The 22,854-nt window shown below is 71.8% G+C and carries 19 protein-coding genes; 7 read left to right on the forward strand and 12 right to left on the reverse strand.

Annotated elements, in window-relative coordinates; translation table 11 throughout:
• Nucleotides 1–54 precede the first annotated feature (54 nt).
• Together menC and ABD120_RS35480 are read right to left on the reverse strand one after the other, a co-directional pair.
• Nucleotides 55–1,158, reverse strand: coding sequence for an o-succinylbenzoate synthase (gene menC, locus ABD120_RS35475; RefSeq protein WP_343954724.1), 1,104 nt, complete (start codon nt 1,156–1,158; stop codon nt 55–57).
• Entirely contained in the window at nt 1,155–1,916 is a 762-nt protein-coding gene (locus ABD120_RS35480; RefSeq protein ID WP_343954725.1) for a GNAT family N-acetyltransferase, read from the reverse strand. The genes menC and ABD120_RS35480 overlap by 4 nt, the downstream gene beginning before the upstream one ends.
• A gap of 439 nt (nt 1,917–2,355) precedes the next feature.
• Between ABD120_RS35480 and ABD120_RS35485 the strand changes: the two genes are divergently transcribed.
• The gene (locus ABD120_RS35485) at nt 2,356–3,030 is read left to right on the forward strand and encodes a tRNA-dependent cyclodipeptide synthase (protein WP_343954727.1); all 675 of its coding nucleotides are present in this window, start codon (nt 2,356–2,358) and stop codon (nt 3,028–3,030) included.
• Complete coding sequence (locus tag ABD120_RS35490) at nt 3,027–4,223, forward strand: cytochrome P450 (RefSeq protein WP_343954728.1); 1,197 nt, start codon at nt 3,027–3,029, stop codon at nt 4,221–4,223. Before ABD120_RS35485 ends, ABD120_RS35490 begins: the two co-directional genes overlap by 4 nt.
• 139 nt (nt 4,224–4,362) lie before the next feature.
• Here the strand turns inward: ABD120_RS35490 and ABD120_RS35495 are convergent, their stop codons facing one another.
• From ABD120_RS35495 to ABD120_RS35520, 6 genes are read right to left on the reverse strand one after another with little or no spacing between them, the layout of a single operon-like run.
• Nucleotides 4,363–5,367: a M24 family metallopeptidase gene (locus ABD120_RS35495; RefSeq protein ID WP_343954729.1), complete on the reverse strand. Its 1,005-nt coding sequence runs from the start codon at nt 5,365–5,367 to the stop codon at nt 4,363–4,365.
• On the reverse strand, nt 5,364–6,272 hold the full coding sequence (locus ABD120_RS35500) for an ABC transporter ATP-binding protein (RefSeq protein WP_343954730.1): 909 nt from the start codon (nt 6,270–6,272) through the stop codon (nt 5,364–5,366). Before ABD120_RS35500 ends, ABD120_RS35495 begins: the two co-directional genes overlap by 4 nt.
• The gene (locus tag ABD120_RS35505; protein WP_343954731.1) at nt 6,269–7,051 is read right to left on the reverse strand and encodes an ABC transporter ATP-binding protein; all 783 of its coding nucleotides are present in this window, start codon (nt 7,049–7,051) and stop codon (nt 6,269–6,271) included. Before ABD120_RS35505 ends, ABD120_RS35500 begins: the two co-directional genes overlap by 4 nt.
• Nucleotides 7,048–7,917 (reverse strand): ABC transporter permease, encoded by an 870-nt coding sequence (locus ABD120_RS35510; protein WP_343954732.1) that lies wholly within the window; start codon nt 7,915–7,917, stop codon nt 7,048–7,050. Before ABD120_RS35510 ends, ABD120_RS35505 begins: the two co-directional genes overlap by 4 nt.
• Nucleotides 7,914–8,969: an ABC transporter permease gene (locus tag ABD120_RS35515; RefSeq protein ID WP_343954733.1), complete on the reverse strand. Its 1,056-nt coding sequence runs from the start codon at nt 8,967–8,969 to the stop codon at nt 7,914–7,916. Before ABD120_RS35515 ends, ABD120_RS35510 begins: the two co-directional genes overlap by 4 nt.
• A gap of 6 nt (nt 8,970–8,975) precedes the next feature.
• Nucleotides 8,976–10,562 carry an ABC transporter substrate-binding protein gene (locus tag ABD120_RS35520; protein WP_343954734.1) on the reverse strand — a complete coding sequence of 529 codons (1,587 nt, stop codon included), beginning with the start codon at nt 10,560–10,562 and terminating at the stop codon, nt 8,976–8,978.
• Between the two features lie 103 nt (nt 10,563–10,665).
• Here ABD120_RS35520 and ABD120_RS35525 point away from each other — a divergent pair, with 103 nt between their 5' ends.
• Both ABD120_RS35525 and ABD120_RS35530 read left to right on the forward strand, forming a co-directional pair.
• Entirely contained in the window at nt 10,666–11,295 is a 630-nt protein-coding gene (locus ABD120_RS35525) for an Lrp/AsnC family transcriptional regulator (protein ID WP_343954735.1), read from the forward strand.
• A 47-nt stretch (nt 11,296–11,342) separates the two neighbouring features.
• Entirely contained in the window at nt 11,343–11,966 is a 624-nt protein-coding gene (locus ABD120_RS35530; protein ID WP_343954736.1) for a hypothetical protein, read from the forward strand.
• Here the strand turns inward: ABD120_RS35530 and ABD120_RS35535 are convergent.
• The 4 genes from ABD120_RS35535 to ABD120_RS35550 form a co-directional block, all read right to left on the reverse strand.
• On the reverse strand, nt 11,947–13,566 hold the full coding sequence (locus ABD120_RS35535) for a GMC oxidoreductase (protein ID WP_343954737.1): 1,620 nt from the start codon (nt 13,564–13,566) through the stop codon (nt 11,947–11,949). The two genes, ABD120_RS35530 and ABD120_RS35535, sit on opposite strands and share 20 nt — an antisense overlap.
• A gap of 195 nt (nt 13,567–13,761) precedes the next feature.
• Entirely contained in the window at nt 13,762–14,631 is an 870-nt protein-coding gene (locus ABD120_RS35540) for a helix-turn-helix domain-containing protein (protein WP_343954738.1), read from the reverse strand.
• Between the two features lie 52 nt (nt 14,632–14,683).
• The gene (locus ABD120_RS35545) at nt 14,684–15,961 is read right to left on the reverse strand and encodes a proprotein convertase P-domain-containing protein (RefSeq protein WP_343954739.1); all 1,278 of its coding nucleotides are present in this window, start codon (nt 15,959–15,961) and stop codon (nt 14,684–14,686) included.
• A gap of 167 nt (nt 15,962–16,128) precedes the next feature.
• A complete protein-coding gene (locus tag ABD120_RS35550) occupies nt 16,129–17,073 on the reverse strand; it encodes a phosphotransferase enzyme family protein (RefSeq protein ID WP_343954740.1) in 945 nt (314 codons plus the stop codon).
• Between the two features lie 535 nt (nt 17,074–17,608).
• Here ABD120_RS35550 and ABD120_RS35555 point away from each other — a divergent pair.
• The 3 genes from ABD120_RS35555 to ABD120_RS35565 all read left to right on the forward strand — a co-directional run bounded on the left by ABD120_RS35555 (nt 17,609) and on the right by ABD120_RS35565 (nt 22,815).
• Nucleotides 17,609–18,370 carry a bestrophin-like domain gene (locus ABD120_RS35555; protein ID WP_343954741.1) on the forward strand — a complete coding sequence of 254 codons (762 nt, stop codon included), beginning with the start codon at nt 17,609–17,611 and terminating at the stop codon, nt 18,368–18,370.
• Nucleotides 18,371–19,719: 1,349 nt separating this feature from the next.
• Complete coding sequence (locus ABD120_RS35560) at nt 19,720–19,908, forward strand: hypothetical protein (RefSeq protein ID WP_343954742.1); 189 nt, start codon at nt 19,720–19,722, stop codon at nt 19,906–19,908.
• Nucleotides 19,909–20,400: 492 nt separating this feature from the next.
• On the forward strand, nt 20,401–22,815 hold the full coding sequence (locus tag ABD120_RS35565) for a PQQ-dependent sugar dehydrogenase (protein ID WP_343954743.1): 2,415 nt from the start codon (nt 20,401–20,403) through the stop codon (nt 22,813–22,815).
• The last annotated feature ends 39 nt before the right edge of the window (nt 22,816–22,854 follow it).

Genomic DNA, 22,854 nt, shown 5'->3' on the forward strand with positions numbered 1-22,854 from the left:
TCCCGCCGCCGGGGCGTCGGTGACGGGGACGGGCGTTCTCCTCGAAGGCGCGGCTCAGGACAGGTTGATCCACTCGGTGGCGGTCGTGACCTCGTCCAGGACGGCGGGGACGGGTTCGACGCCCAGGCCGGGTCCGGCGGGTACGTCCAGGTGGCCGTCGCGCAGTTCGAACGGCTCGGTGATGTCCGTCGCGTAGTAGCGCCGCGACCCCGACGTGTCGCCCGGCAGCGTGAAGCCGGGCAGAGCCGCCAGCGCCACGTTCGCCGCCCGGCCGAGCCCCGTCTCCAGCATGCCGCCGCACCACACCGCGACCCCGTGCGCCCGGCACAGGTCGTGGATGCGGCGGGCCTCCAGGTAGCCGCCGATCCGCCCCGGCTTGATGTTGACGATCGAGCAGGCGCCCAGCGAGATCGCCGCAGCGGCGTGCTCGGCGGACTCGATGGACTCATCCAGGCAGAGCGGGGTGCGCAGCCGCTTGGCGAGCTGCGCGTGCTGGACGAGGTCGTCGTTGGCCAGCGGCTGCTCGATCAGCAGCAGGTCGAACGCGTCGAGCTTGGCCAGGTGCGGGGCGTCGACGAGGGTGTAGGCGGCGTTGGCGTCCACTTGGAGCAGCAGCTCGTCGCCGAAGCGCTCGCGGACCGCGCGCACCGGCTCGACGTCCCAGCCGGGCTCGATCTTCAGCTTGATCCGGACGTACCCCTCGGCGAGGTAGCCCTCGACGGCGTCGAGGAGTTCGGGGATCGAGTCCATGATGCCGACGGACACCCCGCACGGCACCCGCTCACGCGCCGCGCCGAGGAACTGCCCGAAGGACTCGCCGGCGGCCCGCAACTGGGCGTCGAGCACGGCGGTCTCGACGGCGGCCTTGGCCATGCGGTGGCCCTTGACCGGTTCGAAGGCCCGGCCGACGCCGTAGGCGTCCACCTCGGCGGGCAGCGACGGCAGCAGGAAGCGCTTGATGACCTCGGCGGCGCCGTCCACGTACTCGGAGGAGTAGAGCGGCTCCGACATCGCCACGCACTCGCCCCAGCCCTCGGAGTCCGGGGTCACGACGCGGACGAGCAGCACGTCGCGGGCCGTCTCGGTGCCGAACGAGGTGCGGAACGGCGCTACGAGCGGCATCGCGATCCGCCGCAGTTCTACTCCAGTGATCTTCACGCTGTCTCCACTACGTAGTACGACTTGTCACGAAATCCTGTGACAGTGCCCCCGGCGGCCAGCAGGCCGCCCAGAACCTCCCGTACGGCCAGCCGCCATGACTTGGCCGTTCCCGGATCGACCCGGCGCAACCCCTCGACGTCCTCCGGCACCGCCACCAGCACCCGCCTCGCCCGCGTCGGCCTGAGCAGGGGACGCCCGCCGTCGTCGGCCAGCGCCACCTCGGCGCCGGTCACGTCCGGCACGTGCGGCCGATGACGTACGGCGGCCTCGACGCGCGGCTCGGTCAGCTCCCACGCGGCGAGCACCCGGTCGGAGGCTTCCCCCCGGTTGATGGCATCGTCCATCGTCCCGTAGAAGTCCGGCAGGTACTCAAGGGGGCGGGCGCCGAGCTTGGCCAGGTTGAAGTGCGCGTTGCGGCGCACGAGCGGGTCGTAGGTCCAGGTCACCCGCGCAAGCCCGCGTGCCAGCGCCCAGGTGCGCTGGTGCGCCTTGAGCGCGAACCCCGCGCCGTGGCCGCCCGTGGCGCCGGTGATGTGCGAGTGCAGGGCGGCGTTCGCGGCGAGGAACCCGACGGAGGCGCCCACGAGCCGGTCGCCGTCGAAGGCCCCGGCGACGTAGTTGCCCGCGTGCGAGAGGGCCCGCATCAGCTCCACGTTGATCGGCTCGCTGCCGGGATCGAACCGCCAGATGCCGCCGAACAGGCCGGTGACCCGTTCCATCTCGGCGATCTCGTGCAGTTCCCTGATCTCGACCAACGTCTGTCCTCCGAGTCGTCCGATGTCACGGCGACGGTATGCCATGAGGCCGACGTCCCGATTCGTGCCACCACACCAACAGCGACCCCCTCTTCGTCGCCCACACCAGAAGTCACGGCGGCCCGCGGGCGAGGCCCCACCCGCGTGCCGAGCCGCCTCGGCGGTCCTGGCACGGGATTTCCCGCCTGACCCAAAACCGCCCGCCGAAGGCTGGGAGCACGGTGGAAATCGATCATCCCGTAGCCGCGCCCCGAACTGCTGTTGACCATGTTCTCGCTGATCAGAGCCTGTTACCGAAAAGCTCACACCCTTGTTTCCCCTCTAGGACGCCACCTCCGGACGTGTTACAAGGAGTTATGAATCGCAAGCAAAGAGTAGGTAATTAGGGAGGTGTGCGATGTGCGGTTTCTCAACGACGCGCACAACGACGGCCTTCGTCATGGAGCCCTACACCGCCAACTGCCGGGAGATCTGCGGCCGGGCCGACCACGTCCTCGTCGGCGTCAGCCCCGGGAACGGCTACTTCACCGAACAGCGCCTCACCGACCTGTTGACGTGGGCGGGCTCCGTCTTCGCCGACGTGGAGGCGATCGTCCCCGACGCGTCGCTGGTCCACACCTACCAGGCCCTCGGCAGCGACGAGGCGAGCGCCTGGAAGGAGGCCAGGCGGCAGTCCAGGCGCACCTGCCGCCGGATCAGCCGCGCCTGGGCCGCCGGTGGCGTACCCGAGCGGCGCCAGCGCATCCACCTGCTGTCCGACTTCATCGACCACCCCGGCTACCGGCGGCTGCGCGCGGAGGTCGACGCCGCGCTCGCCCAGGAACCGGTCTTCCGCCAGGCGCTGTTCGAGGCCACCGGCAGGGCGCTGTCCACCCGTCTGCACGGCGCCGAACCCAGCCTCGCGCAGATTGAGGAGGGCGTCCGCTACCTCACCTCGGAGGTGCCGCTGTGCATGGACGCCCCCGGCATCCTCGGCGTGCCGACCTCGGTCAACATCTACCACCAGGTGCTGCCCACCGTCCCGGTGATGCTCGGCTCCCAGTACCTGCGGGTCTCGCCCCAGCAGGGCTTCGCCGTGGTACGTCCGGCCGCAGAGACCGTGGGGGTCCTGTGAACGGCCCGACGTTCCCGTTCGGCGACTGGGGCACGGACCTGTCGCCCAGGTACGCCGAACTGTGCACCGACCCCGAACCCGCCCACCAGGTCACCACCGTCACCGGCGACCGCATGTGGCTGGTCACCAGGCACGAGCTGGCCCGGAAGATCCTCACCGACCCGCTGGTCAGCGCGACGGCCGCGCTCGCCCCCGACGCCCCCCGCCAGGAGCCGGTCCCGCAACGCGGCCCCGACGGCACCAACGACGCGCTGACCGCCCTGCGGGAGGCGGGACTGCACCGGCTCCTGGCCGACGCCCTCGGGGCGGGCTCGGTCCGCCGCCACCGCGACTGGACGCGGCGGCAGGCCGGCGCCATGGTCGCCGAGCTGACCGGCCCCGGCGGGTGCGCCGACCTGGTGACCGGGCTGGTGCGGCCGCTGCCTTTCGCGATGCTGTGCCGCGTGCTGGTCGGCCCGCTCGACGACGCCGACCGCGACCTGCTCAACGAATGGGGCGACGTCATGCTCTCCTGGGGGCCGCCGTTCGGCGAGCACACCCACGACGAGCTCACGGCCGCGGGCGGGAAGGCGTACACGTTCTTCCTGGAACGCCTGCCCGAACTCGCCGCCGCGCCGGGGCCGCACCTGCTCGGCCGGGTGGCGCGGGCCGGGGCGCTGCCTCCCGCCGACCTGGCCGTGGTGGCGATGATGCTGTTCATCGCCGGGTACCGGACGACGAGCGCCTTCCTCGGCAACGCGCTGGTGACGCTGCTGCGGCGGCCGGACGTCATGCGGGCCGTACGGGAGGATCCGGGAGTGACCGGGCTCGTGGTGGAGGAACTGCTGCGCCACACGCCGATGGCCACGGGCGGCGTCAAACGGCTGGCCGTCGCCGACGTCGAGGTGGGCGGCATGACCATCGGACGCGGGCAGGGCATCCTGGTCGCGCTGGAGGGGGCCAACCATGACCCCCGGGTCTTCGCCGACCCCGACGCCTTCGACCCCACCCGGCCGGAACGCCAGCACGTGGCCTTCGGGTTCGGCAAGCACTACTGCCCGGGCAACCAGCTCGCCCGGATGCAGATCACGGCCGCCGTGCGCGCGGTGGCCGAGCACACGCCGGAACTGCGGCCCGCGGTTCCGGCCGAGGAACTCACCTGGCAGCGCGCGGCGGCCTTCCGCCGCCTGCGCTCCCTGCCCGTCACCTGGTGAACCCCGACCAGCCCGAAGGGAGTCTGTTCCACAAGCCGCGGCATGCCCACCGCCGCGGCGCCGTACCGCCGCGGCTCGTGGACCCGCCGCGGCGAGGAGGCTGTGGGGCGGAGGGAGCGCCGCCCCACAGCCGTTCCGCTCAGCGGTCGAGTACGTGCACCGTGGCCGGTGGCGTGCTGAGCGCCAGCGCGCCACCGGGCGCGCACACCACGACGTCGGCGAGCCGGGCGCCGAACAGTTCGGGGACGTAGATGGCGGGCTCCAGGCACAGCGCCATCCCGTCGGCGAGCACCGCGTCGTCCGCCTCGGACACGCGCGGCGGCTCGTCGTGCCCGCGCCCGACGCCGCGCCCGCAGTGGGCTCCGGCGAAGCGCCCGTACCCGGAGGAGTCGATCACGCCCGCGACGGTCGCCGCGAGCCCCGCCACCGGTACGGCGGGGCGCACCGCCGCCATGGCCGAGGCGTGCGCGGAGTGCACGACGGAGTACATCGCCTCGAAGTCCTCCGGCGGCTCGGCGACGGCGAAGACCCTGGCCACCTCGGCGCAGTAGCCGTCCCAGCGCCCGCACACGGCCACCTGCACCGCGTCACCGGGGTTGATCACCCGCCCGGTGGGCCGGTGGGCGGGCAGCGCGGTGTGCTCACCGGCGGCCACCCGCAGGTCCAGCACCTCCTCGCAGCCGGACTCCACCATCAGCACCCGCAGGCTCGCCGCCATCGTCCGCTCGCTGGCGCCGAACCAGATCATCTCCCGCGCCTGCCGCAGCACCGCCTGCGCCGAGGCGGCGGCGCGGGCCAGCGCCTCGATCTCGTCGGGCCGCTTGCGCAGCCGCAGTGGCGACAGGACGGCGGAGGCCGGGACGAGTTCGGCGTCGATGCCGAGCCCGAACAGCTCGCGCACCCGCATCTCCGCGTCGACCCCGACCCGGCGTGCCCCTTCCGGCACGCAGCCGCGCGGGTCCTGGGTCTCCCGGACCTCGTCGTGCGTGAGAACGAGGAAGTCCTCGCCGCCTCCCCCGAGGAAGCGGAAGTCGGGGGAGGGCCGCAGCACCAGCGCGTCGATCTCGGCTCGCCGCATGGCCGCCCGCACCTGGGCGAGCACGTCGGCGGGGGGTGAGCCGCCGGGGCGGCCGGTCGCGTTCACGCCGGTTCGTGGAGCCAGCAGGCGACCGGGCCGAAGTCCGGTTCCTTGTCCCGGCAGATGTCCATGACCTGCGGGCAGCGCGGGTTGAACCGGCAGCCGGGCGGCGGGTCGGCCGGGTCCGGCACGTCTCCGGCGAGCTCTGCGGGCAGTACGCCCAGGCCGTCCGGCGCGGGGATGGCCCGCAGCAGCGCCTGCGTGTACGGGTGCCGGGGCGCGTCCCACACCTCGGCGGTCGGCCCCACTTCGACGATCTTGCCGAGGTACATGACCGCGATCCGGTCGGCGATGAGCCGGACCACGGACAGGTCGTGGCTGATGAACAGCAGCCCGGCCCCCGACTCCACGGCGAGGTCGCGCATGAGCGTGGCCACCTGCGCCTGCGCGGAGGCGTCCAGCGCGGAGATGGGCTCGTCGCCGATCAGCAGCCTCGGCCGGGCCGCGAGCGCGCGGGCGATGGCGATGCGCTGCCGCTGGCCGCCGGAGAACTCGTGCGGGTGCCGTCCCGCGAAGTCGCGCGGCAGCCCGACCCGCTCCAGCAGGTCCTCCGGCACGGAGGCGGTGTCGCCCGCGACGCGCAGCCCGTCGGCGATCTGGTCGCCGACGCGACGGCGCGGGTTGAGCGAGGAGTACGGGTCCTGGAAGACCATCTGGATCCCCGTCAGCTTGCGCCGCCGCAGGCCGAGCGGGGTGACCGGCTGCCCCTCGAAACGGATCGCGCCCTGTGTGACGGGGTTCAGCCCGCAGACCGCGCGGGCCAGCGTGGACTTGCCGCAGCCCGACTCGCCGACCAGCCCGACGACCTCGCCCGCCGCGACGGTGAGGCTCGCGCCCGCGACGGCCCGGACCACGGGCCGTCCCGGCGTGCGGTGCTCGACGACCAGGTCGTCGACGGTGAGCAGGCTCATGTCCTCTCCTCACGGACGGACTCGGGCAGGGAGTCGAGCAGCGCCCGGGTGTACGGATGCTCGGGCTCGCGCAGCACGCGCCCGCGCGGCCCGGTCTCCACGACCAGGCCGTCCTTCATCACGCTCACCTCGTCGGCGACCGCCGACATGACGCCGAGGTCGTGCGTGACCAGCAGCACCGCGAGGCCGAGTTCGTCGCACAGCCCGCGCAGCAGCCGCAGGATGCCCGCCTGCACGGTCACGTCGAGCGCGGTCGTGGGCTCGTCGGCGATGAGCACCTTGGGCGAGCAGGCGAGCGCGACGGCGATGGCGATGCGCTGGCGCATACCGCCGGAGAACTGGTGCGGGTAGCGGCCGAACGCCTCTGCCGCGCCCGGGATGCGCACCTTGCCGAGCAGTTCGACCGCACGCTCGCGCGCCTCGGCCCGGCCGAGGCCGAGATGGTGGCGCATGTGCTCGGTGAGCTGCCTGCCGACGGTGAGCATCGGGTGCAGGCTGGTGGCCGGGTCCTGGAAGACCATGGCGATCTGGCCGCCGCGCACCCGGTTGAGCTCCTTGGGCGGCAGGTCCAGCAGATTGCGGCCGTCGAAGTCGATCGCGCCCGAGGTCCTGGCGCCGTGGGGCAGCAGGCCGAGTACGGCGAGGCCGGTCATGGTCTTGCCGGAGCCGGACTCGCCCGCCAGGCCGTGCACCTGGCCCGCGCGCAGGTCGAGCGAGACGCCCTTGAGGATCGGCCGGCCGTGGATGTCGACCTTCAGATCGGTGATCCGCAGGCTCACAGGGCACGCTCCTTGATGGCGCGGGCCGTGCGGGGGTCGAGGGCGTCGCGCAGCGTGTCTCCCAGGAAGTTGAAGGCCAGCACCACCGTGAGGATGGCGAGGCCGGGGAAGGTCGCCACCCACCAGCTGTCGAACACCTCGACGCCGGAGGCGACCATCGCGCCCCACTCGGGGGAGGGCGGCTTGGCGCCCAGGCCGAGGAAGCTGAGGCCGGACAGCAGCAGCAGCGCCGTACCGATGTCGAGGGTGGCCAGCACGAGCACCGGGCCGGTCACGTTCGGCAGCACGTCCACGCGCAGCGAGCGCCAGGCGGAGAAGCCGAGCAGGCGCCCGCTCAGCACGAACTCGCGCCCGCGCACGCCGAGCACCAGGCCGCGGGTGACGCGGGCGTAGGCGGGCCAGGCGACGACGAGGACGGCGAGTACCGCGTTGCCGAGGCTGGCTCCGAGCGCCGCGGCGACCACCATCGCCAGGATGATCGTCGGGAAGGCGAAGACCAGGTCGGCCAGTCGCATCACCGTTTCGTCCACCCATTTGCCGAGATATCCGGCGCAGGCGCCGAGCAGGCCGCCGATCAGCACGCTCAGCACCACCAGCAGCAGCGTGAGCGGGATCGACACCCGCGCGCCGTACATGATCCGGCTCAGGATGTCGCGCCCGAGCTGGTCGGTCCCGAGCCAGTGGTCTGGACCGGGCGGCGCCAGGCGCGGCAGCTCCTGCGCGAGTGGGTCGTACGGCGCCAGCAGCGGCGCGGCCAGCGCGACGACCAGCCAGGCGACGGCGACGACGGCTCCGGTGACCGCGAGCGGCTGCCGCCACGCCCGTGGGATGCGCCGCTTGCGCGGCGCCAGGGGATCGCGTCTCACTGCAGCCTCACTCGGGGATCGATGACGCCGTAGAGGACGTCCACGATCAGGTTGATGACGAGGTAGACGACGCCGACCACGAGCCCGACGCCCATGATGGCGGGCAGGTCGAGGGTGGTCGCGCTCTTGTAGGCGTACTGACCGATGCCGGGCCAGGCGAAGATCGCCTCGACCAGTACGGTCCCCGACAGCAGTGACCCGAACGCCAGGCCCGCCACGGTGATGATGGGCACCAGGGCCGAGCGCAGCACGTACCTGAACAGGATCGTGCGGCCGGGCAGTCCCTTGGCGCGCGCGGCCCGCACGTAGTCCTGGCCGAGCACCTCCAGCACCGCGCTGCGGGTGAATCGGGTCAGCAACCCGATCGTGTACAGCGCCAGCACCAGCGCGGGCGTCACCAGGTGGCCCGCCGCGCTGGCGAAGACGTCCCACTGCCCGGTCAGGGCCGCGTCCACGGTGTGCAGCCCGGTGATCGGCTCGGGCGCCGACAGGCTCGGATCGAGCCGGCCGCTGCCCGGCGTGAGCTGCAGCCGGTAGAAGAACACGTAGAAGGCCACCAGCGCCAGCCAGAACGTCGGCACCGAGATACCGACCAGGCTGACCACGCGCAGCACGTGGTCGGGCAGCCGGTCGCGGCGCAGCGCCGCGACCACGCCGAAGGCCACGCCCAGCACCAGCGAGATGAGGATGGCGGCGCCCGCCAGTTCCAGCGTCGCCGGGACGAACTCGGCGAGGTCCTCACTGACCGGGCGGTGGCTCTGCTGACTGGTGCCGAAGTCGCCCTGCAGCAGGCCCTGCAGGTGCATCAGGTACTGCTCGGGCAGCGGCTTGTCGAGGCCGTGCTCGGCCCGCCACTGTGCCACGATCGCCGGGTCGCCCAGCGCCCGCTGGCCCAGGTTGGCCGCCACCGGGTCACCGGGCACCAGGTTCGTCAGCACGAACGTCACCAGCGTGATGCCCCAGGCCAGGAGGATCGCGATGAGGATCCTCCTGACCAGGAAGCGGGCCAGCGGGAAGCGTCCGGTACGCCGCCGCTTGGTCGTTTCGCTCACCGGGCGTTACTTCACACCGAGGTCGGCGAGGTCGACCGTCCAGACCGGGTGGTACTCCAGCCCGGTCACCGACGCGGCGGTGACGATGTTCTGGCTGGGCTGGATCAGCGGGATGAACGGGCCGCCCGCGTTGAGCTTGGTCTGCACGTCGTGGTAGGCGGCGGTACGGGCCTCGTCGCCGATGGTGGCGGCGGCCTTGTCGCCGGCGGCCTCGATCTCCTTGGCGGCGCCGGGCTTCCAGCCGGCCCGCAGGCCGACGGTCTTGCCGGGCAGGAAGGCCAGGTAGTCGCTGGGGTCCGGGTAGTCGGGGCCCCAGTACCAGAGACCCATCTCCTCCTTGCCCTTGCGGTAGTTGTCGAGCGCGGTCGTGACCGGCGCGGGCGCCAGGTCGACGGTGATGCCGACCTCCTTGAGGTTGGCCTGGATCCGCTCGGCCAACGGCTGGAAGGACAGGCCGTTGACGGTCAGCTCGCTCGGGTACTCCAGCTTGACCGTCGGGTCGGACAGCCCGCTGGCCGCCAGCGCCGCCTTGGCGCCCTCGACGTCGCGCTTGGCGCCCTGGTCGACGGGCAGCGCGCCGAGGATCTGCGACGGGATCACGCCGGGGGCCTGGGTCGCGCCCTCACCGGCCAGTTCCAGCAGGCCCGCGTAGTCGACACCCTTGCGGACGGCCTCGACGAACTTGGCGTTCGGCGTGGTCTTGCTGATCGCCTCGTCCTGGTTGGCGAGCAGGAAGATGACGTTGGCCGAGGCGGTCTTCTTCACCTGGAGGGTGTTCGGCATGCCGGTGACCTGGTCGCCGGACAGGTTCAGCGCGATCTGGCTGTCGCCGCGCTGGACGTTCAGCTTCTGCGTGGCGGCCTCGACGTTGCGGATGACGACCTTCTCGTAGGCGGGCTTGGCGCCGTAGTACTTCGGGTTCGCCTTGAGCACGACCTGGCTGCTGACGTTGAAGGTCTCGATCGTGTACGGCCCGGAGCCGAGCGAGTTGGCGTTCAGGTACTGCTCGGCCTTGTCCTGCGCGTCGGTGGTGGCGCCGTTCTGCTTGGCGACCTTGCTGTTGATGATGCCGAGCGCCGGGTTCGGCAGGATGAACGGCAGCGCCGGGTTGGCCGCCTTCGACGTCAGCTTGATCGTCGAGTCGTCCTCCTTGGCCACCTCCACGCCGTCGAGCAGGAACGACGGGGTGCCCTTCAGGTCGCGCACGCGGCTGAGGGAGAACACCACGTCGTCGGCGGTCACCGGGGAGCCGTCGGAGAAGACCGCGCCCTGCTTGAGCTTGAGGGTGAGGGTCTTGCCGTCCTTCGACAGCTCGTACGACTCGGCCAGCGCGGGCACCGGCTTGGTCACGTCGGCGCCGTCGAAGGTGAGCAGCGTCTCGTAGGTCGCCTTGCCCACGAAGAGGCCCGTCGGCTCGTACGTCCGGCCCGGGTCGCCGGTCTTCAGGTCGAAGGAGGTGTCGATGACCAGGGTCTTCCCACCCTGCGCGCCGCCCTGGGCGGAGGGGGTCTTGGATGCGCCGCCGCTTCCGCAGGCGGCGAGAGCGAGTGCACCGACGAGCAGCACAGCCGCCGTCTGCGAGCGGGTCGCCATGGTGAGTCCTCCAGATGTTCGTGAAAGCTGTCCGGGATTGTGGGGCAGAATGTCCAGATCGCGCTATCTTGGCGAGACTGATAGCCGGAGGATATGACACGATATGAGCGATATATCCAGAGATCATGGTGGGCGCGGTGCTCCACCTGGACGGATCGGGATCGGCCTTGAGCTGGACTCCACCCATCTGAAGATCCTTGAGGTCCTGCGCGAGAACGGCCGCATCTCCGTCGCGGCGCTGGCCGAACGCGTCGGCATCTCGCGCGCCAACGCCTACACCCGCTTCGAGGCGCTGCGCGCCGACGGCGCCATCAAGCGCTTCACCGCCGAGATCGACCACGGCCGGGCCGGGCTCGGTATCACCGCACTCATCTTCGTCACCGTCCGCCAGGTCATGTGGCGCCAGTTCAGGGCCGAACTCGCGCGCATGCCCGAGGTCGAGTACTGCGCCATCACCACCGGCCAGCACGACGCCATGATCCAGGTCAGGGTGTCGGACGTCTCCGAGGTGCACACCCTCGTCACCGACCGCCTGGCCAACATCCCCGCCGTCAAGGCCACCGAGACCGTCTTCATCCTGGACGAGGTCATGCGGCGGCCGTACGTGCTGCCCTCCGACCAGCGCCCCCGCCCCAGGCGCCAGCCCCAGGAGTCGGCGCCCGCCGACGTGCCGCTCGGCAAGATGCGCTTCGTCGGCGCCGCCGAGGGCCGTGCCGCCCTGCGCAAGGACTGACCCCCGCTTGACCCGGCGCTGGCCGGGCGCGTGGCAGGGTCGGGTGCATGCAGGAGTGGTTCGCCCGGGAGGTCATGGCCGCCGGGAGACTGCGGATGTTCTGCTTCTTCGTGATGTTCCTGGTGACCTTCCTGTTCATCAGGTTCAGCGTCCGGCTGATCCGCAGGCAGGTGCGCTGGTGGCCGGGCAACGTGACACCCGGCGGGCTGCACATCCACCACGTGGTCTTCGGGCTGGTCCTCATGTGCCTGGGCGGCATCGGCGGCCTCGCCGTGGAGGACACCCGGTCGTGGATCGCCGCGCTGGCCGCCGGCCTGTTCGGCGTCGGCGCCGCGCTGGTGCTCGACGAGTTCGCGCTGGTGCTGCACCTCGACGACGTCTACTGCCCCGCTGGCCGTGATCGGCGCCGTCCGCCTGGCGCGGCCCGGCTCGCCGTGGGCGCGGTGGCGCTACAAGGAGGGCTCGCGCAAGCTCCGCCGCGCCACCTGGCGGGAGGCCCGGCTGCGCCGGCCGATCGAGCGCGCCAAGCACGCTCTGCAGGACCTGGTCGCGGGCCGCCCGGACCGGTGACCGGTTCGAGCGGACCCGCCGCTATCGGGCACCGGCTGGGCGGCCCCACCGGTTTCGGTGACCGGCCGGGCGGCCCGCCGCTCAGAGGTCGGCGGCGATGATCGCCTCGATGTTGCGCTCGGCCAGCGCGGTGATCGTGACGAACGGGTTGACGCTGGTGTTGCCCGGGATCAGCGCGCCGTCGATGACGTACAGGCCGGGGTAGGCGGCCAGCCGCCCGTAACCGTCGGTCGCCCGGCCGAGCACCGCGCCGCCGAGCGGGTGGTAGGTGAGGTGGTCACCCCAGATCTTGTACACGCCGAACAGGTCGGAGCGGTAGATCGTCCCCTCCTTGGCGTTGATCTTGTCGAAGATCGTCTTCGCCATGTCGATCGACGGTTGCTTCCACGCGGTCTGCCAGTCCAGCTCGGCCCGCCCGGCCGCCGAATTCCAGCGGAAACTCGCCCGGTTCGGGTTGCGGGTGATCGCCAGGTAGAACGAGGCGAACGTCTCGATGCCCGTCGGCAGCGGCGCCACCTCGGCGAAGGCGCCGCCCGCCGCCCAGTTGTCGATGCCCGCGCACGGGATCGTCGACTGCAGGCTGCCCGTCGCGTCCCACACGTGGTTGGCCCGGCCGCACATCACGTTGCCGTTGTCGCCCCAGCCCTTGCCGACCTCGTCGTTCAGCGCCGGAAGCGCGCCGGTCGCCTTCAATTTGACCAGCAGCTTGCTGGTGCCGACGCTGCCCGCGGCGAAGAACACCCGGTCGGCGGTCACCGTCTTGGTGGCGACGACCGCGCCGCCGGTGTCGAGCTGCTCGATGACCACCGTGTAGCCGCCGTGGCCGCCCCCGGAGGCCGGGCTGACCGAGGCCACCCGGTGCAGCGCCGACACGGTGACCCGGCCCGTCGCCTTCGCCCGCGCGAGGTAGGTGTGCTGGAGCGTCTTCTTGCCGTGGTTGTTGCCGTAGAGGATCTCACCGGCCAGCGCCGACTTCGGTACGGTCCCCGCCGCCTCCCGCTCCATGTAGTCCCAGTCGTAGACGTCGGGCACGAACACGAACGGGAACCCGGAGCGCTGCGCGTGCTTACGGCCGACGCGGGCGTACTGGTAGTAGTCGGTGGAGTCGAACCAGGCCGGGTTCACCGTGCCGACCCCGAGTTCGGTGTTGGCGCGCGGGTAGTAGGTCGCGTACATCTCGGCGGCGTTCACGCCCGGCAGGATGTCGGCGAAGTTCTCCCGGCGCGGCGTGACCGCCATGCCGCCGTTGACCAGCGACCCGCCGCCGACGCCGCGCCCCTGGTAGACGGTGATGCCCGCGAAGTCCTCCGCGTCCAGGACGCCGGTGTACCGGGTGATGTCGCGGTCGATGGGGAAGCCGAGGAAGAAGTTGAGCGGCGCCTTCGTCCGCTCACGCAGCCAGTACGAGCGGTGGTCGGGCCGCAGGGTGTTGCAGAAGATCTTGCCGTCGGGGCCGGGGGTGTCCCAGGCCATGCCCATCTCCACCAGGTGCACGTGCACCCCTGCCTGCGCCAGGCGCAGCGCCGCGACCGACCCGCCGTACCCGCTGCCGACGACCAGGGCGGCCACGTGGGCGCCGGCGGCGATCGGAGCGGCGGCCCTGGCGGTGGCCGAGGCAGTGGGTGCGTTCAGGGCGGCGGCGCCTAACAGGGTGCCGGTGCCCGCGATGAATCCACGCCGTGAGATGCCCGCTCGGCTCATGACAGGTCCTTCCACATCGGGTGCGCCGCCCGCGCGGGCGGCCGTGCGAGGTCGTGGGGGACCGCACGGCCGGGCGGAGCGCCCGAAGGTCCGGGGTCCCGGCACATGATCCAGTCTGCCCAAGGCGGGCGGCGCCCGTGCTCCGGCGAGTGGATCATTTCCGAGCGTAGCAAGCGCTTGGTTGGATGGCTACGGTCACGCCCACTCCCAGCGGATCCCGTGCACGCCGGGCGCCACCCCCGCCTGGGCCAGGTGGACCGCGTTCCAGCCGCTCAGCCGCAGCTCCGCCACGTCGCCCGCGTCCCTCGTCCGGAAGCAGCGCACCGGCCGCGCCGTCGGCTCGAACTGCACCGTCAGCAGGTAGGAGTGCGAGGGGAAGCGGAACCAGCGGTTGTAGTGGCTGCTCTCGGGGCCGCCGCCGCTGTAGCCGAAGGTGTACTCGACGACGTACGTCTCATCCTGCTCCAGCGGCCGGTCGAACAGCAGCTCCATCGCGGTGAGCCCGGCGCTCTCGTCGGTGCGCACCCGGCCGGGGCGGCAGAACGAGGTGGACCACCGGTCGGGCAGTCGCCCGTGCTCGTTGTAGTGGATGGCCACGTGCCGGTCCACGCCGCTCTTCCGGGCGCGGAAGACCGCGTGCGTGCGCACCGCGCGCTCGTCGCGGGAGGGGCCCGCCGTGAAATGGTCGTGATAGGCGACCGGCTCCAGCTGGCCGTCCGTGACATGGTCGATCTCGCCGAACAGCCGCTGCAGGCTCGCCGGCACCGGGCACAGGTCGCGGTAGGCGAGCGACCCCCTCGGCTGGCGCACCCACCGGCCGCGCGGGCGCGGCGGGCCCAGGCTGGAGATGAGCGTGTCGTCCGGCAGCGCCAGGATCTCCTCCAGGGCGTGCAACGCCCGGAGCGAGTGCGATCGCTCCGGGCGGCACTTGCCCCGCTGCCAGTTGCTGAGGCTGGCCAGGCTGACCCTGATGCCTCGCTGGGACAGATGGGCGTGCAGGCGTTCCAGACTCAGGCCGCGCGCATGGATGGCTTCGCGAAGAACCCGGTCGAACTGCTGCGTCATGGGCGACCCTCCCGAGGGGCAGGAGTGATCACCTGACTTTACAGTTGTTTAGTCAGAAAGTCAGGCTCCATGCGTCGATGTATCCGGAATGGTTGGTGTCGACGTCGGTGACCCGCAACTTCCACGTCCCGTTGGCGGGGGAGCCGGAGGCGTCCTTGGTGTACGTCTCGTGGAGGATCGTGCCGTTGTCGTTCGGCGCCGGATCCTTCAGCCGGTAGGTCTGGCCCGTCGGCCCCACCAGATCGATCCGCACGTCACCGCGCCAGCCGTGGTGGACGTCCACGAAGACGCTCAGCGCGCTCGGCGCGTTGCCCGCGACACCGCTCACCGTGATCGACGACTCGCCCTGGCCGAGGTCCGGCACCTGCACGTCGTCGAGGTTCTCGAAGGTACGGCCGCCGGGGGTTTCCGGGCCGAAGTTCTCCAGCCAGTCGCCCACGTACCGGGTCGCGGTGCCCCTGCGGGCGCCGCCGCCGTACGCGCTGGAGCCCTCGAAGTACGTCCAGCCGCCGATCGTCTTGTCCTGCAGCGGCTCCCACGCCGAGCCCTTCTTCAGCGCGAAGTGCACGTGGTTGCTGCCCGCCGAGCCGCCGCACGGGATGCGGGTGCTCGTCTGCCCGAGGTACTGGCCCATCCGCACCTGGGTGCCCGGCGCGGGCTGGATCTCGTTGAGCAGGTGGTAGTACTCCGTCGTCCAGCCGTTGTCGTGGATGACGCGGATGTGCCCGCCGTTGGAGCACATCGAGTACGCCCGGCCCGACTGCGCCGCCAGCACGTCGCGGTTGGCGGCCCGGCTGTCCAGGTCGAGCGAACTCCACGGCCGGGGCTGGCCCGACCAGCCGTGCGGGCCGCCGATGATCCTCCAGGAGGCGCCCACCGGGTACGGCAGCGACAGCCCGGTGGCCGTGGCCTGCGTCCCGACGTTGGCCGCGAACGTGGTCTTCTCGCCGGCGCTGACGACCTCGCGCGGTGCGCCCTGGGCGAGTTCGGCGAAGGCGGGGCTGCCGTCCAGGCCGACGCGCCAGCCCGACGCCTCGCGCTTGGCCACGAACAGCCAGCTCTCCGGATAGGCGCCCTCGATCTGCGGGGCCTTGATCACCGAGGAGCCGAACACCCAGGCGCCGTCACGGCTCTTGCGCTGGACGTTCACCTCGGTGCCGGCGCCCGCCGAGGCCAGCCGGGAACCCTCTGCGGTGCTGCGCTCGGTCATCGCGCCGACCACCACCTCGTCGAGCGACGGGGCGGCGGCTGCGGACACGGGGGTGGCGGCGACAGAGGCGGCGGCGGCCAGCGCGACGGACGCCAGAATGCCGGGTAAGCGATGCCTCATGAATGGGTCTCCTTGCTACCTGGAGGCTGTTTCGCTGCGTACGGTGCAACAGGCGCGTCACAGGCAACAAGGGCACCGGCCGGGGGAGCGCCCAATACTCTGAACCGACGTTGAAACTCCGCACGTCAAAGCGGGACAATCCCCCAGGCATGGTGAACTTTCAGCGTTTATCCGAGTATGGAGACGGCTCGCGCCAGCGAGCCCCGCACTCCCTCCCACGCGGTGCGCAGGTCCGCCGTGTCACCGTGCGGCGCGCGGAACTCACCCACGTAGATCGACAGGTCGTCGAGGTCCCAGCGCAGCCGGAACAGCGCCAGCCGCTCCTGCGACACCTCGTGCCCGCTCGCCCGCGTGTAGACGTCCTGGGCGGCCCGGTCGTCGCCGAGCGCCAGCCACAGGTCGCGCTCGGGCGCCGCGACGGCCACCGTGTCCCAGTCGACCAGCAGCAGCCGCCCGGCCGAACGCAGCACGTTGCCCGGGTGCGGCTCGCCGTGCGTGATCACCCGGGGTCCCGCCGGTCGCGCCGACCACTCGTCGTACGCGGCCAGCACCTCGCGCACCGCGTCGGCGCCGTGGCCGCGCAGCCACGCGCGGGCCGGTTCGGAGTACGGCCCGCCGCTCCACGGCCGGTCGAGCTCCTCCAGCGCCGCCTCGAGTTCGCCCCTGGCGCCCAGCACCGGATCGAACGGCGGCGCCCCCGCCGGGTCGGCCCGGTGCAGCTCGGCCAGCAGTTCGGCCATCGCCACCCGGGCCTCGGGGCCCGGATCCTCGCCGAACTCGCCGGACGTGCCGTCCACCTTCGGGAACACCGTGACGGCGAAGCCGTCGCCCAGCCTGACCACGCTGCGGCCCGACCGCGACGGCATCGGGGCCACCACGAACGGCGCCGCCAGCGTCGCGGCCGTGTCCATCGCGGCGCACAGGCGGTCGAAGGCGGCGCCGGGATCGTCCTTCGCCAGCCTCACCACCGTCACGAACCAGCGCTCGCCGGCGGTCCAGTGATGATCGCCGAACCCCACCGGTGCGTAGCGCAAGCCGTCCGTGATGTCCCAATGCTCGCGTAGCACTCCGGCGAGCTCACGGTCGGTGAGGTCTTCGGGACGGTCCTGCATGAACGTCACTCCTCGACGGCCGGACACCCGCTCGTCCGGCCGAGGGTCGTCGGGTACACGCCGCTCCGGCCGCCTCCCGGCTCCGTGGGCGCCTGTCCACGGCCACGGCGCCCGCCACGCGCCCGCCCCGGCCGATGTCCGCCCCCTGCCGGGCGGGCGGCGCCCATGCTAGTCAACGCCAGGTGACCGAAGCAGCTGATTTTCCGGCCCGGCCGGTGAGCCGCCGTCTTGCGAACCGCCATCGCTTCCACCGCGCCGAGGCGGCTCCACGACGTCCGCGCTCGCCTCCGCAGTGCCCATGTCGGCCCCGCGACGTCCGCGCTCGCCTCTTCCGGGCCCTATTCGTCTCCCGGACGTTCGGGAGGGTTCTGCGTAGTTCCGGGGGGTCTGTGCGTTCTGCGGGGAGATGTGCGGGTTCTGTCACGAGATCCCGCCTTGCACGCAGGCCAGTCCTTCTGATCCATGTACGAGCCCATGCGGACTGTGATAGCTACGTGACACACAGTATCCGACGATCCTCTGGAGAGAAGACTCAATGGTGGCTTACGCGCTCGCGGTGGCGGCGGCGGTGGGCGTGGTGGCGCTCGCAGCCATCCTGTTCAGGAAGCTCGGCAGCGAGGACCGTGACCCTGGCGGCCCCTCGGTGTCCCACGCGGGGGCGATGCTGTCGGCGTTGTTCCTGCTCGCCTTCGCCATCGCCATCATCGTGCCGTGGACCTCCTCCGACTCGGCCAGGCAGAACACGCAGGCCGAGAGCAGCGCCGCCGTCGAGGCGTACTGGGCCGCGGCCGGGCTCCCCGAGTCCAGCCGCGACCTCGTCAGGGACGGCCTGCGCGACTACGTCCGCGCGGTCGTCGACGACGAGTGGGCGCTCATGGCCCAGGGCCGCCTCGACCCGGTCGGCGGCGAGCGCCTCGACGCGCTCCGCACCCAGGTCGCCCAGGTCAGGGCCACGGTCGACGCCGTCGCCGACACGCAGGGCAAGGTCCTCGACCACATCGGCGACCTCGCGGCCGCCCGCGCCCAGCGCGCCGCCGACGCGGCCACGACGCCGCCTCCCGGCCTGCTCGTCCTCACGGCGCTGACCGGCGTGGTGGTGGTGCTGTTCCCGTTCATGGCCGGTGCCAGGCCGCGCGGCGCCGCCGTGGTGCCGCTGCTGGCGCTGGCCGGAATGCTGGGCTTCGGCATCTACCTCACGTGGGACATCATGCGCGTCTTCGACGGGCCGCTGGCTGTCGGGCCGGAGGCGTTCAGGGCGGCGTTGCAGGAGTTCGCGCGGATCTCCTCGGGCGTGTGACCATGGCCGTCCCGCGAACGCCGCTGCTGGTCGCGGCCGCCCTCCTGGCGTTGTGCGCGATCATCCCGTGGGGCGCGGCCGCCCTCGGCAACTCCGGCCCGTCCGCGCTCACCCCCGCCGCAGACGCCGGCGCTCTCTCGGCCAGTCGCCCTCTCGCAGACCTCGAACACCTTTCGTCGTCCCACGTGGACTCCGAACACTCCCCGGGGTCCCGATCGTCCGCAGGTTCTGGACACCCTTCCGTGTCCCGGCCATCCCCAGACTCTGGGCACGTCTCGGGGTTCCGGTCGTCTGCGGACTCTGGGCACGTCTCGGGGTTCCGGTCGTCTGCGGACTCCGGGCGCGTTTCGGGGTTCCGGTCGTCCCCGGACTCCGGGCACCGTTCGGGGGCCCGCCCGTCCGCGGACTCCGGACGACTTTCGGCGTCGGGGCCGTCCGCAGAAGAGACACCCGAAGGGGACGGCCCGGCCCTCGGCGGGCGTACCGCGACGTCTTCTGGCCCGTCCGCGACGCCGGGCCGGCCCGCTGGCGCGGAGGCCGCGTCTCGGAGCGCGGCCGACGCCCCTGGGCGCAGTTCGGCAGCCGACGGCGACGAAGGCCGGGCCGGTGCGCCCCCCGTCACGGCGGAGACCCACGCGACCCCCGGCACTCCCGGCGCCGCCGTCCCCGGCACCCCGGGCGACGCCGTGGACACTACCTCCGACCGGGCGGGTGGCACAGTCTCCGACCGGGAGGGAGGGACGGCCTCTGATCCGGAGGGTGGGCCGGCCTCTGCCCGGGAGGGAGGGACGGCCTCTGACTCGGGGGGTGGGACGGCCTCTGACCAGGCCGCCCGGCCGGATTTCGAGCGGGCCGCCGAGCCGGCCCCAGAGAAGGCTGTCGAATCGGGTTCGGAGAGGGCTCCGCAACCGGTTCCCGAGGGGGCTGGCGAGTCAGCCCCGGAGCACGCCGCCGAGACGGAGGCCGGTCGGTCTGTCGCCGTTGAGACGGGGGCCGATCGCGTGAAGGTGGAGGTCCGGGATCCTGAGACCGACGAGGCGGTCGGCGTGACGGTGATCGGGCCCGTGGACGTGACGGTCTGTCTGGACGCGGGCATCGTCAGCGTGCACGTCGGAGACTGCCTGCCCCCGTGCGCGCTTCGGTGCGCGCCCGCGCCGACCCCGAAGCCCACGCCTGAACCACCCCCGACACCCCCGACCCCGACACCCCCGACCCCGACACCCCCGACCCCGACACCCCCGACCCCGACACCCCCGACCCCCACACCAACTCCCACGCCCACGCCTGAACCGACCCCGAAGCCGACGCCCGGCCGTTCTCAGGCGCCGCCACCCCGGGTGGTCGCGCGGGTGACACCGCAGGCGCGCCCGACGCCCACACCCACGCCCACCCCGACGCCGACGCTCAAGCGGGCCTACGCGCGGGACGACGGCCCGCCGAAGCCCCGAAAGAACCCCCTGGCCACGGTCCTGATCCTCGTGGTTCTGGCGACGGCCATCTCCTCGACGACCGCCGTCGCGTTCGGCGCGTTCCGCTGACGACGGCCGACAGACGGCCCGGGAACCGACGACCGGCCTCGCCCGTATCACCGGGGCGAGGCCGGTCGCCCGGGAGGTGTCGCGAGGGCGGGCGGCGGCACTCTGGGAGATCGCGGCGTGCTCGGCTTCGAGGAGCGCGGGGGCTGAGGCCGTCGGCGGCTGCTGCGGCGAGGGTGAGCGTCGTGGAGATGGGGGAGTGCACGGCTCCTCACACGTGATACATCCCATGTATCGCGGCAAGGTGGAGTCTCCCGGACCGGCTGGAGGTTTGTTCGGTCCGGGAGACAGATCCAATCTTTCGCCGGATGAGATCTCCATCATTCGTACCTCCAACCGGTTGTTGCGTCTAGTACATCGGATCTTTTCTTCGACAAAACATCAATCCTCGCCAAGAATGGAGCGTTCCAAGATCCGATATCTGTTGACGAGTGTGACTCTTTGTGGGAACACGATGAAAAGCTCCAATCTTTCGCCATCCTCTCAAGGAGCACCATGAAGTTACGCGGGTTCCGAGGAACCTTGGCCCTGTTGCTCGCCGCAGGCGGACTGGCGGTGATCGCACCCGCCGCCGCGGTCTCGGCGGCCCCCACCCGATACGAGGCGGAGAACGCCACCATCGCGCAGGGCGCGGTGGAGTCCAACCACGCCGGCTTCTCCGGCACCGGGTTCGTCAACGGCGAGAACATCGCCGGGCCGTACGTCGAGTGGACGGTCAACGCCCCCTCGGCGGGTACCGCCACCCTCGCGTTCAGATACGCGAACGGCACCACGGCCAACCGGCCGAGCGACATCAGCGTCAACGGCACCCTGGTCGCCGACGACCGCGCCTTCGAGCCGACCGGCGGCTGGCCCACCTGGGTCACGAGCACGTTGACCGCCCCGCTGGTCGCCGGTGAGAACAAGATCCGCGCCACGGCCTCCGCCGTCGGCGGCAACCCCAACTGGGACTACCTCGACGTCGAGATCGCCGGGCCGAGCACGGAGTACCAGGCGGAGAGCGCCGTCATCACCCAGGGCGCGGTGGAGTCCAACCACACCGGCTTCACCGGCTCCGGGTTCGTCAACTTCGACAACGTGGTCGGCTCCGGCATCGAGTTCACCGTGAGCGCGGCCGTCGCCGGGCCGCAGAGCCTGGTCTTCCGTTTCGCCAACGGCACCGCCGACAACCGGCCCATGGCGATCTCCGTCAACGGCGGCACCGCCGTGAACCAGGACTTCACCGGCACCGGCGCCTGGACCACCTGGACCGAGGTCACCGTCAACGCCACGCTGCGCGCGGGCGCCAACTCGGTCAAGGCCACCTCCACCACGGCCAACGGCGGCCCGAACCTGGACCGGCTGAACGTCACCGGCCCCGGCGACACCGAGCGGCCCACCACTCCGGGCCAGCCCTCGTGCACCGAGGTCACGCACAACAGCCTCAAGGTGAACTTCGCGCCGGCCAGCGACAACATCGGCGTCGTCGCTTATGACATCTTCCACCTCGGCACCCAGATCGGCACCGCGCCGGCCTCGCCCGCGACCGTCACCGGACTGAGCCCGAACACCCAGTACCAGATCTCCGTCTTCGCCCGAGACGGCTCCGGCAACGTCTCGCCGTCCAGCCCCGAGGTGCTCTGCCGGACGCTGCCCGCGCCGGCCGACGACCCGCCCACCCAGCCGGGCCAGCCGACGGTCACCGGCGTCCAGCCGACGCAGGCCACCGTGAGCTGGGGCGCCTCGACCGACGACAACGGCGTCACCGCCTACCTCGTCCGCGACCAGAACAACACGGTCCTGCAGACCGTCACCGGCACCCCGCCGGCGACCACCTCGACCGTGCCGCTGGAGTGCGGCACGACGTACCAGGTGCGGATCGTCGCCCGCGACACCACCGGCCAGTTGTCGGCCCCGAGCGCGGCCAGTGCCTCGTTCACCACCGGAAGCTGCGGCAGCGTGCCGCAGACCCCGACCACCGTGGCGAGCGGCTGGGACATCCCGTGGGACATCGGCTGGGCCCCCGGCGGCGGTTTCGCCCTGGTGACCGAGCGCGACACCTTCCGGGTGTTCAAGGTGACCGCCTCCGGCACCAAGACGCAGGTGGGGACCGTACCGAACAGTCAGACCACCGGCGGTGAGGGCGGCCTCATGGGCGTCGCGCTGTCGCCGACCTGGAACGGATCCTCCGACCAGGACGTGTTCTTCATGCACACCTCCTCGGAGGGCAACCGGGTGGCCCGGATGACCTTCAACGGCACCGCGCTGTCGGGCTACACGACGGTTCTGCAGGGCATCGCCAAGAGCAGGTTCCACAACGGCGGCCGGATGAAGTTCGGCCCCGACGGCCACCTGTACGTGGCCACCGGTGACGCGCAGCAGACCAGCCACTCGCAGAACCTCGGCTCCCTCAACGGCAAGATCCTGCGCATCACCAAGACCGGCGCCGCGGCCCCCGGCAACCCGTTCAACAGCCGCGTCTACTCCTACGGCCACCGCAACCCGCAGGGCCTGGCGTGGGACTCGGCCGGTCGCCTGTGGTCGTCGGAACTCGGCAACTCCTCGCGCGACGAGCTCAACCTGATCCAGTCCGGCCGCAACTACGGCTGGCCCCAGTGCGAGGGCAACTGCAGCGTCTCCGGCATGACCAACCCGAAGCGCACCTGGAGCGTCGGAGAGGCGTCGCCGTCCGGCATCGCGATCGTCAACAACACGGTCTTCATGGCCACGCTGAAGGGCCAGCGCCTGTGGCGGATCGTGCTGAACGGCGAGAACGTCGGCACCGTCAACAGCTACTTCAACGGCACCTACGGCCGCCTGCGCGCCGTCGAGAAGGTGCCGGGCGCCGGCGCGATCTGGTTCGGCTCCACCAACTCCGACAACAACGGCAGCGGCGCGGCCGACACGATCCGCCGCTCCGACATCCAGTGACCGCCCCGACCCGCCCGGCGGCCCCGGCCGCCGGGCGGG

The sequence above is a fragment of the Nonomuraea longicatena genome, assembly GCF_039525605.1.
GTDB lineage: Bacteria > Actinomycetota > Actinomycetes > Streptosporangiales > Streptosporangiaceae > Nonomuraea > Nonomuraea longicatena.

Excerpts from the sequence above, each read along its gene's own strand:
- ABD120_RS35525 (WP_343954735.1), top strand. The coding sequence starts at position 10,666 with ATGAGCGATATATCCAGAGATCATGGTGGGCGCGGTGCTCCACCTGGA.
- ABD120_RS35545 (WP_343954739.1), bottom strand. The coding sequence starts at position 15,961 with ATGAGGCATCGCTTACCCGGCATTCTGGCGTCCGTCGCGCTGGCCGCC.
- ABD120_RS35530 (WP_343954736.1), top strand. The coding sequence starts at position 11,343 with ATGCAGGAGTGGTTCGCCCGGGAGGTCATGGCCGCCGGGAGACTGCGG.
- ABD120_RS35565 (WP_343954743.1), top strand. The coding sequence starts at position 20,401 with ATGAAGTTACGCGGGTTCCGAGGAACCTTGGCCCTGTTGCTCGCCGCA.
- ABD120_RS35555 (WP_343954741.1), top strand. The coding sequence starts at position 17,609 with ATGGTGGCTTACGCGCTCGCGGTGGCGGCGGCGGTGGGCGTGGTGGCG.
- ABD120_RS35500 (WP_343954730.1), bottom strand. The coding sequence starts at position 6,272 with ATGAGCCTGCTCACCGTCGACGACCTGGTCGTCGAGCACCGCACGCCG.
- ABD120_RS35520 (WP_343954734.1), bottom strand. The coding sequence starts at position 10,562 with ATGGCGACCCGCTCGCAGACGGCGGCTGTGCTGCTCGTCGGTGCACTC.
- ABD120_RS35550 (WP_343954740.1), bottom strand. The coding sequence starts at position 17,073 with ATGCAGGACCGTCCCGAAGACCTCACCGACCGTGAGCTCGCCGGAGTG.
- ABD120_RS35535 (WP_343954737.1), bottom strand. The coding sequence starts at position 13,566 with ATGAGCCGAGCGGGCATCTCACGGCGTGGATTCATCGCGGGCACCGGC.
- ABD120_RS35540 (WP_343954738.1), bottom strand. The coding sequence starts at position 14,631 with ATGACGCAGCAGTTCGACCGGGTTCTTCGCGAAGCCATCCATGCGCGC.
- ABD120_RS35485 (WP_343954727.1), top strand. The coding sequence starts at position 2,356 with ATGGAGCCCTACACCGCCAACTGCCGGGAGATCTGCGGCCGGGCCGAC.